Source organism: Leptospira perdikensis (assembly GCF_004769575.1).
GTDB classification, from domain to species: Bacteria; Spirochaetota; Leptospiria; order Leptospirales; family Leptospiraceae; genus Leptospira_A; species Leptospira_A perdikensis.
The window spans coordinates 14,098-29,357 of the sequence record NZ_RQGA01000001.1; the positions used below are offsets into that span (position 1 = coordinate 14,098).

A 15,260-nucleotide genomic window follows, 5' to 3' on the forward strand; every position below is an offset into this window, starting at 1 on the left:
TTATTTAATTAAACTCCCCATACTTCTTTAACCACCATTCAACAACAGGAATCTGCCACTCATAATCCACATCACAACCCGCTTCTTGATAAAGAGGCAAAATCTTTTGACCCATCCATTTTTGTGGCAACATTCCATCTTCCAGATTGATTAGATTTTTAGGTCTAACAATCGACAAACCCATATCGGCAAACAATACATCACCTTGGGAGTCTCTATCACAATTTAAAGTTTTAGGATCACCAAAAGTTTCGAACGGAACAAAAGGCTGAAGAAAACCATGATCATCTTTTTTTCTCGCTCTTAAAGGAGACCACATATTATACTTTGAAACTGTAACCGCAGAATCAGCAGAACTATTTTCTCTGAGTGCTTTAATCCCCTCAGCGACTGTTTTAGATGTTAATGTTGCTGCATTGCAAAAAAGCAAAACAACAAGTTCAATAGTTATACCGGGATTTCGTTCTTTAATCACTTCGAATCCGTGTTGGTATGCATGTTCCCCTAAGGCCTCTTTGGTTGCTAAGTGCGGTGGCCTTTCGATAACCTCAACGTTTTCCTCGCGGGCAATTTTCATAAGTTCGGGATCATCTGTTGAAAGATAAATTTTATCAATTTCTTTTGTATTTTTTGCAACATTCATAGGATACCAAGCCAAAGGTTTCCCATTGATTGGATAAGTGTTTTTTCCAGGAAATCCGATACTTCCCTTTCGACCGAGTAATAAAGCTACTATCATAACATTCCCTTAAAATTCCTAATTCTTATTCCTGTATATTTTTTCGAAAATCCTGACTCTTCTGCATTATCTACAAAAATGAAGTTACTTCCGCTAATTTCTGCTGCTTTGAAATCAGATTCGCTATCTCCTATCAATAACGTATCCTGCGGTAAAGTTTTCCAGTCGCTTAATGTGAGTTGAATGGCTCTATCCTTTTCTGTTGGCGCACCATAAACTCTATCAAATAAATCTATAATATCTAATCTTTTTAGAATCACATCAATTTCTTCTTGCGGAGTGCCAGTAACAATAACAAATAACTGGTTCTCTTTTTTACTACGAAGTATAAGTTCAACACCTTCTATCCATGCTGAATCGATTACAGCTTGAATTACAGACTCAGCAAATCTACTTTGATAGACTTCAATAGTATTTTGGTCGCATGGAAGGGAATTCCAATCCAAATACAATGGTATTTTTTTGAATCTGGACATCCCTCCATTTTCTAAATGATGATTTTCAATTTTTTGCAAAATTTCCTGATTTGCATCTGGAAATAAACTCTTATAAGCGGTCAATTTGACTCTTACTGAGTCTTTGATGACTCCATCGAAGTCCCAAAAAATAATTTTATACTTAGAAAAAGTATTCAGGTTCATATTATAAAGATTTCAGAGTAAACAAATGCACACTCTAAAGGGTTTAATCTGGTTTCATATCCGGTAGTAGATTAAACTTTTTTGGTATCCTTTAGATCTTGGTTCTGCTTTACCTCTTCAATCAATTGTAACAGCCCTTGACCTAAATCCATATGAAGAGGTGGGATGTATTTACGTCCAATTTTTGGTAAGTATGCATAAGGAGTTCGTATGTAATGACCCACTTGGTCTTTCTCACTAAACTCAACGGATTCCGGTTTACCTAATATTTCGGCCAACATTTTTAGCAGATCCAAAACCCTCATTGGTTCTTGGCCTGTAAACACGACACTTTCGTTTCGGAAGTCTTCACCCATTGCCACTACACTAGCCCTGGCCGCATCTTCGACATGAATGTATTCTCGTAAACTATCAGGACTACCCTCATAACAGATCTTTTCAGACTCAAGGGCATTTTTAACAATCCGATACAATCCATTCGAATCATCTGATCGCGGTCCATAGAGCGAACCGTAACGCAAAATGGTATAATCTAATCCATAAACCTTTTTATATTCTTCAATATAACTTTCGGATGCTTGTTTACTACACCTGTAAAAACCACCTTCCCTACTATAAACATAAACTGTGCTTGCATACATAAATCTTTTAATCTTATGTTTTCTGCATGCTTCCAAAATATGCGCATTACCTAATATATTAATACGAACAGTATCTAACGGTTTATCCAATGCCTGGTTTAAATCAGCTAGAGCTGCAAAATTATATACAACATCAAAACCTTTAATCGAATCATTTACTGCATCGGCCAACAACAAATCGCCAACGATCATTTTCTGATCCGATCGCAACCAAGGAGAATTAACTTGATCAAATATTGTCACCTCATGACCTGCTATACTCAAAGCATCAGACACATGAGAACCAAGAAAACCAGAACCACCAAATACAATTATCTTCATATTAATCCAGAGAATAAAAAATCTTTGTACTAAACCTTCCCTTCACTTTCGATGCAGGAAGATCCGTATTTTGTTTAAGTTTTTCGATCACATCTTTTTTCGATTCACCAGAGGCAAGATAAACAATGTGACTCGACCGATTGATACAATTTACAGACAACGAAATACGTTCCAAGGGCAACTTTGGAGAATTGAATACCGGAATTACATCTACAGAATTTGTGGAATCTCCAAGGTCATTACCAGGAAATAAACTTGCTGTGTGACCGTCTTCGCCAATGCCGAGAATAGAAAGATCAAAGTGAGAAACCGATTGAATTTCCTGCTGGTAAAATGCAGTCATTTTTAGCGGTTCTTCTCCCGCCATCGAATGAAAAGTGATTTTAGAAAGTAAATCCTTTCCTAATGCATTCTTAATCACAACATCATTTCTATCTAAGTGATTCTCAGGAAAACATCTCTCATCAGCTTGCCATAAATGAATTTGTTGCCAAGGAAATGGCAATTCATGAAATCTTTTATAGATTCCAATCGGAGTGGTTCCGCCAGAAACTAAAATATTTAGTATTTGGTTTCCATTTTTTTGACCGACTCGCAACTGATCAGAAATTGTTTTGGATATATAATCCAAAACCGTATCCGTCCATTCTTCTTTTTTACAGACAACCAAATCAAAAGACATTTAACTACTACACCCTAAATTCGTTTAAGAAAATATTCCACGAATAATCATTCTCTGAATCTAAAGTTTTTATGAATGAATCTTTGTATTTTGTATAATCCAGTGGTTTGTTTATTAATTTATAAAAATCAAATTGGCTTAAATCAGACTCGAGCCCTATTTCAACAGAATTTGCGTTATGCCACTCAGCAAACAGATTCGTCATCTGTTTGTATCTATCAGTCATAGTAGACGTATAAAAGAATATTGCCGGTTTTTGATACAAATTCACAAAATTAATACTTGTACTAGAATGTAAAAGAGCAAAGGATGATGATTGAATCAAATCATTTGTCCTTCCTCTTATCACAATAAATTCCTTAAAATGATCTTTATCGGTATATTCAGAACGCGGGTGTGCAGCAACTACGACCTTTTTCTGAAAAATAGTTTCTAGATGGGCAAAGAACTTCTCAAGGGTAGGATAATAAGTCTCAGGTTTATCAGCATAAGCAATTCCAAAAAATGCGTTATCAGGATGGTATGGAGAATACTCATCTAAAAATACAATCGCATCAGAAATACTTTCTACAGGATATTTTTTTCCGTAAATATCATAGAAATCGGGGGTTGGCCCTATTTCTTTACCGCGGAGATACTGATCATAATCTAAACTATGCGCCCATACGATTTTTGCACTCTTACGAATTTTTTCAGATAACGATAGTATTGAATACTTTCCGCCAGCAATAACGTATTTAGGATTTAAAATTCCTTTTTTTATTCTATTTTTTATGAAATTAAGCGCAAATAACGGAACCTTAAACACTGCTCCTATAAATCCATTTTCACTCAGAAAAACTTTTATTTTATCTGCCACTGACAGATCTGATTTCACAGACACAGAAGGAATCTGATTAGTAAAATGCAAAGAATAATCAACTGATATTTGATTTAATAATTTAAGTAAAACTAAATATTGAGTCATGAGAAGGATAACAATTTTTTCAGTTTTACCACTGGTAAGAGCTTTCCGAAGATCTGCTAAGTTAGAAAAATCATAAACAAGTTTCTGATCGTTATTATCAATTTCGCGATCCTTATATTCTTCTTTATGAAAAATCTGAGATAATTGATAAACAACTACCTCTAAACCGTTAGATCGTATCTCTGCAATTCCAAAACGCTCCTCATCCCGCTTAGTAAATGGAGTTTCAACTAAGAATACAATAGTCTTATATTTATACATTTACGAAACGAGTTAGACTCTTTTGAGTATATTACGTAACTTCTCTAAATTTCTTTCAATGATTTCACTATCGTGTTTAACCATGATAGGAATTGCAATACTTCGATCTAATTGGTTTGCAGACGGTTCTGTAAATCGAATCAACTCATCTTTAGTTTTTCCGAATGCTACTGCCATGTGATCCCAATATTTAGCAAAATGCCATTCGATAGCATCAGGCACATTTTTAGTTCCCAATCCTTCTTTAGCCATTTCTGCAACGATCTTATGAGCTCGTTCACGACTTTCTACTTGGAAAATTAGACAATCACATAAAGGTTTGCTTAAAGCTGGAATTTTTCTAAACTGAATTCCTTTTATCTCTTTAAGGCCATCATACCAAATCCCATAATTTTCCCTATTCTTCTGAACTATAAAATCTAATTTTTTCAATTGGGCCAAGCCAACGGCTGCCTGCAATTCAGACATCCTATAATTAAAGCCGTAAATTCTTCTAGTATCTCTTCCTCTAGGGAAAGCTGGATTACTTTCATGGCCATGGTCATGGTATTCTTTTGCAAATTTGTAAATATCTTCACTGTTTGTTGTAACCATTCCACCTTCGCCGGTAATGATTACTTTGCCCGCATCAAAACTCCATGCACAAACATCAGATTTTGTACCAAGATAACTGCCATCCCATTCTGCTCCCAAAGACTCACAATTATCCTCAACAATAAGTATATTATGTTTTTTTGCAATTTCCGAAATTTTATCCATCTCGCAAGCAACACCTAACATATGCACAGGAATTACTGCTTTTGTTTTTGGAGTAATTGCTTTTTCGAATTCTACTGGATCAAGGTTTAATGTCTCGTTTATATTTACAAGCACTGGCTTTGCACCTAAGTCAATGATTGCTTCGACAGTTGCTATAAATGTAAATGTTTGTGTGATCACTTCGTCACCAGGACGTATTCCCGCAGCAAACAGAGCAACTTTTAATGCCGCAGTACCTGATGAAACAGCTTGAGCATATTTTACACCGACTTTTTCTGCAAAAGCCTTTTCAAACTCTCTTACACGATACCTTCCATTACGAAGAGCATCAAAACCGTGAGCAAATAATATTCCACCATCATCAAATAATTCATTAACAGAATCTCTTTCTTCTTTTCCTACTAATTCGAATCCAGGCACAATAATCTCCTATTTTTACAAAAATATATCCGTGATTTAGAATCTATTTTTTTCTACAAAACTCTTAGCGAACATATCAGCAAGTAACACAACCGATGAATGAATATTACTCGCAACATAACGGTCAAAGATACTAGCATCACAGACATATAATCTTTTAATGTTTTTAACTTCAAAATTCGAATCGATGTCATCCTGCAAACCGCCAATCAAATGATGACCACTATACATCAACTCTTGAATGTATTTTTCTGGATCGTTTAAAATTGTTTCCTCATCATCAATTTTCAAAACATAATCACTCAGTGGTTGTGATTTTAGCAAATCAACACAATACTTAAGTGCCAATTTTAATATTTCGATGTCTTTTTTTGAGGAAAGAAAATTAGGATCTACAATAACTTTTTCACCATTAAGTTGAATGGAACCGGTAGACTCCGGATGTATTGCATTAATTGAAATAGAAAAACCTGGTTTAGAACTCTTAAAAACGGAACCTTTACTTCCATGACGACCGGCTTCAGAGAACTGCAAAATTTGAATTCTCGTATCAATATCACCGTCTTTGTCTAAATCAAGGTAAGCCCCCGATGTAGCACCTGTGCCTCTCATCACGGTCGGGATTCCTAGGAAATGTTTAATCCCCAAGAACAACTTTTTAAAAACACTGCTATAAACTTCATTCAAAGAGTTAAGAGGTTTATTGGCAGAAACATTCACTCTTAAATTTGTATGATCCTGAATTTTTTTACCAACACTTAAACTTGAGAATCTACCCGAAGTATCCTTGTTTTTTTGATTCAAAATAAGGCTACAACTACCAATGACACCCGCTGACAATATAACATAATCAGCATTTCGGATCCCCTTATTTGTTCTGACCCCGGTAACTTCACCCTCATCGTTAAGTATAAACGAATCAACTTTTTCATTAATAAAAACATCAAACCGGCGTTTCTTCAGAATTGACAGTACCGATGTCCGAAAGTATTTCCTAACCGTATTCTGAATTGCCCCACATGCTTGTTTCTCAGAATGGCTCATATCATCAACATTGATGTTTTGTTTCTGGAGGGTTTCTATAAAGGCATTATCTACTTCATTCAGTTTAGCATTGGCTAATGTAATTTTATTTTTTTCATTTCGATCAAACGAATATATTTTATCATTACTTTCATTCAAATCCTCTATCGAGAATTTAAATTTATCCAAAATCAACTTCCACTTAGACTTAAATCCAAAAACATGAACGGCACCATTCATAACAGATGCCCCACCAAGTAAATTCGATTCATAAAATGGAATAGTTCGCCCATTTTTTAGAAGGAATTCTGTTTTATTTATATACTTAGTTTTTTTTCTTCGGAACAAAATACCAATAAGCAACGGCACTTTAAAAATAAGGGGATACTTATTGTTTTTACTCTTTTCAATAACCGAAACTTGGAAATAATCCTGCAAATAGTTTGCGATTGTTATTCCTGCAGTTCCACCGCCGATGATAATTACTTTTTTTCTTTGATTCATTTGAGTTTTCTATTTTAAGGAAATTTTAACCATTTCCCGTTTTTCTCATTATGTTAACTTTTTCAGAGCCTTTCGGTATTCTTCCCACTCACCTACATCAATCCAAGAGTTCTCACTAATAGGATACACTCCTACTTTCAGTCCTCTTTTTTGACCTTCAGCAATTAAATCCGTCATATGGAACATTGTATTCTTGGGAATTAATTGAATCATATCGGGATTGACAATATACATCCCAGTGTTGATTAGAAAATTAAACTCTGGTTTTTCTTTCATACCAACAAGATTTGCATTGGAATCTATTTCACAAACACCGTAAGGAATTTTATAATTTTTCATCGAGGTTACCATCGTAATTTGATTTTTTAACTCGATATGATGGTTCAGAATATCCGAATAATCAGCTTCAATAATTATATCACAATTTGTTAAGATGATCGGGTCAGTAAATTTCCCCTCAATCAGTTTTAACGAACCCGCTGTGCCAGTAAACTCTTGTTCATCTACATAATGAACATTATAAAGCTTCTTTAATTCATCAAAATACGATTTTATAAAACCAGCCTTATGATTAACGGTAAAATAAAAATCTTTTACTTCATAATCCAAAAAACGATCAATGATAATTTCGAGTATAGTTTTTTCACCTATAGGTATAAGCGGTTTGGGCAGAATTTTTGTGAAGGGATCTAGTCTTGTTCCTTTTCCTCCCGCCATAATGACAACGGGATTGGTGATTTGATTTTTTACTTTTTTTTTGAATTTTCCTTCAAAAAACTGATCCCAAATTAGAAATTCCTGAATTTTTTTATCTGCACTCAATACAGGGACTATGTTGATCTTTCGAGCAACCATTTCTTTTTTCACTTCTTCAGGATTATATTTCAACTCAACACTATAACAATGAATATTTCCAATTTCAACTAACGAACCATCAATTTTGCCAGTTTGAAGAATCCACCTGCGTATATCACCATCTGACAATGAACCAACCAATTTTTCATCTTCATCAACGACAAAGAGAATCTTTTCAGCAGTTTCATCCAATTGTTTCATAGCAGCACGAATCGACTGATTGGATGCAATTTGGAGTGTATTTAGATTTTTTATCATAGTCTGTCTGTTTACCGCTCAATCATTCATATGATTTAATAACACGAAATGCTTCTGCATATTTACAATTTGATTGTGAGCCTCTCAATATAGCAAGTGCTCGTATTGATTCCAAACTTCTTGGAAAAGGATGTTCTCCTATTTCACCATTAAACTTAGATAAGATCTCAACTTTCTTTTCAAAAAAATCTGAAATATCTACGAATAGATTAGGCTGGATTGAATCAAAAACTCCGAAATTAGTTTCAGATAATATTTCCATTTCCAATATTTGTTTAATAAAAGGATTTCTAAATTTTTTTGATACAGAGATACCTACTTGATAGGCTATTTTATGATCGGAATGTGGATCATTATCGGACGGTAACAAAATTATTTCCGGCTCTTCAGTTTTGATAATTTTATTGATAGGAGTTAAAAGTTCCGATAAAGAATATTTATCAAGACCTGTCGGTTCCAATTCTAGATTATAAACTTTATCGAAGGGATATAATTTTGATACTTCGTCAATTTCTTGATTTCGCTTATCGACCTGCTCTGGTGTCCAACCGAACTCCTTTTTCATATTGGTCAGTATTAACCAAATAATCTGGTAACCCTCTTGTTTCTTTTTTAAAAGAAATCCTCCAGCGCCTAATGTTTCATCATCAGGGTGTGGAGTAAAAACCAAAACTTTTTTACTCATATAAAATAACTGCCTACAGAAATATTATTAGAAAAATCATGTTCTTCAATTAAAACTGCATCCGTTGATAGACCACATTTAACTAAATACTTATTTTCATTAGCGGCCAAAACCTTACCAGGTTCTAGATTCACTAAACTTGTTTCAGCTATAGAAACTTTCCATACGACAAATTCGTTACCATCCGAAACAACAGTAGCCCCTGGATAAGGTTTCGTCAAAGCACGAACTAGATTGTAAATGCTTCTTGAAGACATACGAAAATCAATTTTTCCATCGACCTTGGAGCGTTTTCTCCAAACGTTGGAAGCCGAATGATCTTGTTTGATTGGAACCAAAGAGTTATCAATTAACTGATTGGTAAACATGATGACTTGTGATTTGGACGATTCAATTAATTTATCGTAGAGCGTTGCTGAACTATCTTCCTCTAATATAGGAATTTTGTTCTGAGAAACAATATCACCATCGTCAGCACCTTCCCCAATCATAAAAAAAGTAGATGCTGTTTCTTTTAATCCCAAAACCAAAGCCCAAATGATCGGATGCCTACCCCTATTTTGCGGAAGACTTGCTGGATGGTATCCAATCACTCCACGAGGGATCAAACTAATAAAATCAGAACCAATTAAACTGTTCCAACCAAAACAGTAGGTAACATCTGCATTTAAAGATTTTACCCAACTTAAGATATGTTCTTCGTTTACATTCTTTGTTTTTAGAAATGGGATATTGTTTTTCAGGGCGATAGAGGATATATCGAAATAGTCAGCATTAAACCCAGTATCATCCTTAGTTAACACACCAACTATTTCGTAGTTCTCATTTAGCAAATGTTCAAGTATAACTTTTGAATAAACTACACATCCAATAAACAGTATTCTCATATAAATAATAGTAGATCTCTAAATGGTTTTTTTACGGAAATTTTCTGAAAATCAATACCTTGAAGAATTTTAAATATTTCTGCCGAAGCCCCACCATTGCCATAAGGGCTAGTTACCTGTTTTAACTTGTTTTGAAATTCAACACTATAGAGAGTTTCAACAGCCTTACTAATGGAAATTTCATCGCTTTCACACTGAATCACACTTTCAGCCATTACCCTCCCTTTTTGACGTTCCCCTACATTAATCGTTCCTTTTTGAAAACTCGGAACCTCTAACAAACCACTAGATGAATTTCCCAACACTCCATCAATGTATTGTAAAACAGAAAGATACCTCAAAGCTCCTAATGATTCAAATGCTACACAATTCCCGTTATTTGAGACAAATTCATCAATGATTTTATTAATGATACGGCCATCGGTATCTGAATTAGCCTTTGTAAAAATAACTCCATTACCTTTACTAACGTAATTAGAAAGGACTTTGCATATTTCTTTGAACTGAAATTCGGAAGTATTATTCTCCAAGGTCACCGGATGAAATGTAACCAAAAGGTTTTTGTTTTTAAATTGAAAATTTAATGACTTCTCTAGTTCATCCTTTTTCATCAAATTAATGTTTTTTATTAAATCTACCCCGAGACCACCACAATTAAACACCCGTTCCTCATCTTCACCAAGCTGAACCACTCTCTTTCGATATTCTTCTGTAGCAACAAAGTGAAGTAATGACATTTTGGTGACTGAATGTCTAATTGCTTCATCAATCAAACCTTCAGTTCGTTCTCCACCGTGTAAATGTGCGATGGGAATTCTTGCAATCATAGCGCAAGAGGCACAGGCAAAGATTTCAAAACGATCGCCTAACAAAATCAATAAATCTGGTTTTAATTGTTCGAGCGCTTCAGAAATGGATATCATTGCCAAACCCATCGACTTCGAAATTGAAGTGGGTGAATCAGAACTTAATAAAATTTCAATTTTTCGATCAATATTAAAACCATCTTTCTCAATTTCTTTATATGTAAGTCCAAACTCAGGAGAAAGATGCATTCCAGTTGCAATGACTTGTAAATTAAAAGAAGAAGAACTTTGCAGTAACTTCATTAGTCCCTTAAGAAGTCCATATTCTGCACGAGTTCCAGTAATAACGCAGATTTTTGTCATATTAAATTTCGATGATATCATCCATTTTAAAAGCTTTGTTTGCAGTTCTTCCCATAACGTCATTCCATCTCATTGGACTGATTCCTTCAGCAGGCCTTTTGACCGTGCAATTTTCTTCAGAAAAAATTTCACCTGCTCGAATATCTCTTAAAGCAATGATCGATTTTCTTACAATTGGTATATTTTTTACTTCTGACTTAGATGGTCTTTTAATTCCATCACCAAGAGAAAGTTCTACGTTTCGAATTGATTCTATCAAACGAGTTAATTCACCGGGATCAAGACTTGCCTTATGATCAGGGCCTGGTAAATTTTTATCTAAAGTAAAATGTTTTTCAATAACCGTTGCACCTAAAGCAACTGCAGCGATGGATATCTCAATCCCAGAAGTATGGTCAGAATAACCAATTTTTGTTCCAAAAGCATCCCTAATGGAGAGCATAGCTCTTAAGTTAACATCCTCAAAAGGAGTAGGATATTCAGTATTACAATGAAGTACGGTAATATCGGATCTGACTAAACCATTGGAAGTCAATACATCAAGAGCTTGTTCGATATCACTTAAATTTGCCATTCCTGTAGAAAGTATAATTTCTTTCTTAAAAGTCGAAATCATTTTTAAGTAAGGGTAATTCGTGATTTCACCAGAAGGGATCTTAAATAAATCCAGGTCTAAAGTTTTTAAAAAATCCAAACTTTCCAAATCAAATGCGGTAGAAAGAAATTTTATTTTCTTTTGTTTAGCATAGTCTATTAATTTGTAATGAGCCTCTTTTGATAACTCAAGTTTTTTCAACATATCAAGTTGCGATTCTTCTGAATCCGTTGTTACTTTTTGGTATGCAGCTTTCTTAGCAATTTTACTACTCAACTTTTCAGAATTGAATGTCTGAAATTTCACATAATCTGCACCTGCTTCCGATGCAACATCAATCAATTGGAATGCTTTCTCAATAACTCCGTTGTGATTCACACCGGCTTCAGCAATAATGGTAGTTTTAGTATTCATTTATATATTTGATTTGCCTTTAAAAAATAATGACTTGGGATTTTTGCCCCCTGAACAACAACAGATCCACTTCCAATAAATACGTCATTTTCTATGGTAACATTTCCGTTCACAATAGCACCAGTCGATATATGACAGAAATTTCCTATTTTTACATCATGTTCAATTAAAGAATGATTATTCAGAATTGTAAAATCACCAATCGTTGCATCTGCATTAATTGTAACATTATGCATGATCACAGATCCTACTCCAAGGTTTGCGTATCTTGAAATATGTGCTTTAGGTGAAATGATATTTGGAAATTTTGCTCCAAGTGAAATCATTTGATTGGCAATTTTATTTCGAATAGGACTAGATCCAATTTGGCCAACAGTGATATGAAAGTTTTTAAACCGACTAGCTAAGTCCGGCAACAGAGAATCATTCCCTAAAACCTTTACATCTAAAACAAATTCACCAACAGCAATCATGGGATCGACAATTCCAATTATATTATATCTTCCTTGCTCACGGATGACATCGATAACAGATTTACAATGTCCACCACCACCAATTAGAATTAATTCTTCCATTTAACTCCGCTGGGAATATTTACAAGACGATCTGCTAAATACTTAGAATGAGATAATGAGTCCGAAATACAGTGTTCAAACATTGGCGAAGTGTTTAATAAGTTCCAAGCAGGTCTTGTCATTACTTTCATATCATTAGTTTGCTTCAAAAACTCATCACGTTCTGTTTTATCTTTTAAACAAATAGTATTAAGCCAATAATTTGATTTTGTTTCCGAAATCTCTTCTTGAAACTTTATATGTGAATTCTTAAAAAAACCAATGTATTTGTTCGACAATTCTCTTTTTTCAGAAAGAAAGGAATCCAATTGCTCTAGTTGTGCACATGCTAACGCTGCATTGAGATTGGGCATTCGGTAATTAAAACCCAATTCATCATGCGAATACTCCCACGGATGTGGCACCTTCGCAGTAGTCGTTATATGTTTAATCCTTTTTCCTAATTCGATATCGTCCGTCACAACGGCACCGCCACCGCCACAAGTAACCGTTTTATTTCCGTTGAAACTAAAAACACCTAACTTTCCAAAGGTTCCGGTATGCCTTTTTTTAACATAGCTACCTAGAGACTCAGCAGAATCTTCGATTACGGGTAATTGGAACTGGTTTGCAATAGCAACGATTTCCTCGATCCTAGACGGATTTCCAAAAGTATGCATAGGAACAATTGCCTTAATTTTTTTCCCAGAAACTTTATTGTATACAATTCCGTCTCGGACTTCGCAGGAAGATTCCAAAAAATTGAGTAATGCTGACGGTGAAAGACCCATTGAGTCTAAGTCAACGTCTACAAATACCGGATCTGCTCCAGTGTAACGAATGGCATTGGCCGTCGCCACAAAACTAAGGGCCTGGGTGATTACCTCATCTCCAAATGTAACACCAATGGAGTGAAGGGCAATGTGCAGAGCAGCAGTTCCATTAACGGTGGCAACTGCATATTTAGCGCCAGTTAAATCCACCATTACCTTTTCAAACTGATCAACAAAAGCTCCGACCGAGGACACAAAAGTAGATTGGATGGTCTCGGTAACGTATTTTAATTCGTTACCTTTAAAGACAGGTGCATGGAGCGGAATAAACTCGCTCGGCGAATCATAATGTTTTCTTACCAGCTCAATAAAATCGTTAATCATTTGTAAGTTAAATTATAATTTCCGTGAAAATCATTATCTTTCTCTAAATTGTTAAAGAGATTCAATTTAAATGCCTCGATTAATTCAACAACACCATCTTCCACAGAATACTTAGGCTCAAAACCTAATACTGATTTTACTTTCGAAAAGTTAACTTTATAATTTCTTGGATCGGTTCCGTGTTCTTTAAAATTAATTTTGGAATTAGGCAAGTATTTCAAAATTGTATCAAGAATTCCTTGTTTGGTAAAATTATTAATCTCTCCGCCGGCATTAAAAACCTGTTTATTGACTACGTTTTTTGGCGCATTAAATACTATTTCAATCAATCTAGCGAAATCTTTTACGTGACAATAAGGTCGCCAAGTGTGTGCGTCATAGACCAACAATTCTTTTCCCAAAACTAGATCTTTCGTAAATTCGCTTACGGTTAAATCAAATCTCATTCTTGGCGACAAACCAAAGGCAGTAGCAAACCTCAATACAACAGGTGAAAAATCAAATTGATTGTCGTTAGAGAGTAAACTTTTTTCGGCTGCCACTTTTGCTTTTGCATAAAGAGACAATGGTGAAAGTTCAAAATTCTCATCAGCTAACTCATCATTTTTAATGAGCCCATAATTGGAACACGTAGAAACAAAAACAACTTTATCCAAACCTTTTCCATTTAACGACTTAAACAAATTCAACATTCCTTCATCGTTAATAAGCCTTGATTCATCTGGATATTTTTTTGTAATGGGATCTCCAACAAGACCCGCGAGTATCACAACATCTGTAATACCATTTAGAGCTGAGTTTAGTTGATCTTGCTTACAAAAATCGCCATATATAAACTTATAGTTTTCATTCAGAATATAAGGCATTACTGTTCTTTGATTGTCATATAGAAAATAATCTAAACAGGTAACTTTATAATTATTCCTTAGTAGAAAGTCGGTAATCACCGATCCTACGTAACCTGCCCCACCGATCAAAAGTACATTCTTCATTTATCTTCCTTCTTTTTTAATATTGATTCTGCGATTTCCAAATCTTCAATTTCATCGATATCGATAGAATATTTTAATTTGGACTCAAATAAAAACGTTTCACCTTCTCTTACAAAAGCCCGTTTTTCCTTTAAAAAACTCAAACTAGCGATGTAAAAGGAGCCATCCAAAAAGTAATACTTACCAGTATAACTTTGCCTACCACTTACTTCCTGCTTAGGCTTCGCCAAAAATGACCATCCTGATGTATCAGATTCAATACATTCAAATGGATGTTCTCTCATCACAGTAACACTTACGAGACTAGAAAGTTTTTCTTTTTCAAAAAAAAGAATCGCCTCTTTTAATTCTTCCAATTTTCGTATCGGTGAAGTTGGCTGGAGTAGTAATACAGCATCTATAGCTGTTTTATTCTCCCTTTCATACCAATCGACACCATGTAAAACTGCGTCTAAAGTTGATGATGTGTCCGTTGCCAAAATCTCTGGTCTCAGATATTCATCTGTTAATCCCAAAGAGTTAGCATATTCTTTAATTTTTTTGTCATCAGTGGATAGAAAAGGCAAAACAAGATCACCCAACTGTTTGGCGATATCAATCGTATAGTACAATAAAGGCTTTCCTGCAACAGGATGCAGGTTTTTACCGATAATTCCTTTTGATCCACCCCTTGCAGGAATAAAGGCTAAGATTTTCATATTTTAATACTCATACGATCAAAAATAATTTCCCGGTT

16 protein-coding genes are annotated in these 15,260 nt (G+C 34.7%); all 16 read right to left on the reverse strand.

From position 1 onward, the window contains the following. Positions 1-4: 4 nt before the first annotated feature. Positions 5-739, reverse strand: a complete 735-nt coding sequence (locus EHQ49_RS00075) for an acylneuraminate cytidylyltransferase family protein (RefSeq protein ID WP_135575117.1) — start codon at positions 737-739, stop codon at positions 5-7. Next, positions 736-1,380, reverse strand: coding sequence for an HAD family hydrolase (locus EHQ49_RS00080; protein ID WP_135575118.1), 645 nt, complete (start codon positions 1,378-1,380; stop codon positions 736-738). The genes EHQ49_RS00075 and EHQ49_RS00080 overlap by 4 nt, the downstream gene beginning before the upstream one ends. A gap of 71 nt (positions 1,381-1,451) precedes the next feature. Further along, positions 1,452-2,342, reverse strand: coding sequence for an NAD-dependent epimerase/dehydratase family protein (locus EHQ49_RS00085; protein ID WP_135575119.1), 891 nt, complete (start codon positions 2,340-2,342; stop codon positions 1,452-1,454). A 1-nt stretch (position 2,343) separates the two neighbouring features. Continuing rightward, the gene (pgl, locus tag EHQ49_RS00090; RefSeq protein WP_135575120.1) at positions 2,344-3,024 is read right to left on the reverse strand and encodes a 6-phosphogluconolactonase; all 681 of its coding nucleotides are present in this window, start codon (positions 3,022-3,024) and stop codon (positions 2,344-2,346) included. A 7-nt stretch (positions 3,025-3,031) separates the two neighbouring features. After that, positions 3,032-4,252: a hypothetical protein gene (locus tag EHQ49_RS00095; protein WP_135575121.1), complete on the reverse strand. Its 1,221-nt coding sequence runs from the start codon at positions 4,250-4,252 to the stop codon at positions 3,032-3,034. A gap of 12 nt (positions 4,253-4,264) precedes the next feature. Next, positions 4,265-5,431, reverse strand: coding sequence for a DegT/DnrJ/EryC1/StrS family aminotransferase (locus tag EHQ49_RS00100; RefSeq protein ID WP_135575122.1), 1,167 nt, complete (start codon positions 5,429-5,431; stop codon positions 4,265-4,267). A gap of 36 nt (positions 5,432-5,467) precedes the next feature. Continuing rightward, the gene (locus tag EHQ49_RS00105; protein WP_135575123.1) at positions 5,468-6,958 is read right to left on the reverse strand and encodes a GMC oxidoreductase; all 1,491 of its coding nucleotides are present in this window, start codon (positions 6,956-6,958) and stop codon (positions 5,468-5,470) included. 48 nt (positions 6,959-7,006) lie between these two features. Continuing rightward, a complete protein-coding gene (locus EHQ49_RS00110; protein WP_135575124.1) occupies positions 7,007-8,071 on the reverse strand; it encodes a nucleotidyltransferase family protein in 1,065 nt (354 codons plus the stop codon). A gap of 22 nt (positions 8,072-8,093) precedes the next feature. Next, positions 8,094-8,756 carry a PIG-L deacetylase family protein gene (locus tag EHQ49_RS00115; RefSeq protein ID WP_135575125.1) on the reverse strand — a complete coding sequence of 221 codons (663 nt, stop codon included), beginning with the start codon at positions 8,754-8,756 and terminating at the stop codon, positions 8,094-8,096. Then, the gene (locus EHQ49_RS00120; protein ID WP_135575126.1) at positions 8,753-9,643 is read right to left on the reverse strand and encodes a methionyl-tRNA formyltransferase; all 891 of its coding nucleotides are present in this window, start codon (positions 9,641-9,643) and stop codon (positions 8,753-8,755) included. Before EHQ49_RS00120 ends, EHQ49_RS00115 begins: the two co-directional genes overlap by 4 nt. Further along, on the reverse strand, positions 9,640-10,812 hold the full coding sequence (gene neuC, locus EHQ49_RS00125; RefSeq protein WP_135575437.1) for a UDP-N-acetylglucosamine 2-epimerase: 1,173 nt from the start codon (positions 10,810-10,812) through the stop codon (positions 9,640-9,642). Before neuC ends, EHQ49_RS00120 begins: the two co-directional genes overlap by 4 nt. Before the next feature lies 1 nt (position 10,813). Then, a complete protein-coding gene (gene neuB, locus EHQ49_RS00130; RefSeq protein ID WP_135575128.1) occupies positions 10,814-11,821 on the reverse strand; it encodes an N-acetylneuraminate synthase in 1,008 nt (335 codons plus the stop codon). Beyond that, positions 11,818-12,396: a NeuD/PglB/VioB family sugar acetyltransferase gene (locus tag EHQ49_RS00135; RefSeq protein WP_135575130.1), complete on the reverse strand. Its 579-nt coding sequence runs from the start codon at positions 12,394-12,396 to the stop codon at positions 11,818-11,820. Before EHQ49_RS00135 ends, neuB begins: the two co-directional genes overlap by 4 nt. Further along, positions 12,384-13,532, reverse strand: a complete 1,149-nt coding sequence (locus EHQ49_RS00140) for a LegC family aminotransferase (RefSeq protein WP_135575132.1) — start codon at positions 13,530-13,532, stop codon at positions 12,384-12,386. Before EHQ49_RS00140 ends, EHQ49_RS00135 begins: the two co-directional genes overlap by 13 nt. Further along, the gene (locus tag EHQ49_RS00145) at positions 13,529-14,524 is read right to left on the reverse strand and encodes an NAD-dependent epimerase/dehydratase family protein (protein ID WP_135575134.1); all 996 of its coding nucleotides are present in this window, start codon (positions 14,522-14,524) and stop codon (positions 13,529-13,531) included. The genes EHQ49_RS00140 and EHQ49_RS00145 overlap by 4 nt, the downstream gene beginning before the upstream one ends. Next, the gene (locus tag EHQ49_RS00150; RefSeq protein WP_135575136.1) at positions 14,521-15,222 is read right to left on the reverse strand and encodes an acylneuraminate cytidylyltransferase family protein; all 702 of its coding nucleotides are present in this window, start codon (positions 15,220-15,222) and stop codon (positions 14,521-14,523) included. The genes EHQ49_RS00145 and EHQ49_RS00150 overlap by 4 nt, the downstream gene beginning before the upstream one ends. Positions 15,223-15,260 lie beyond the last annotated feature (38 nt).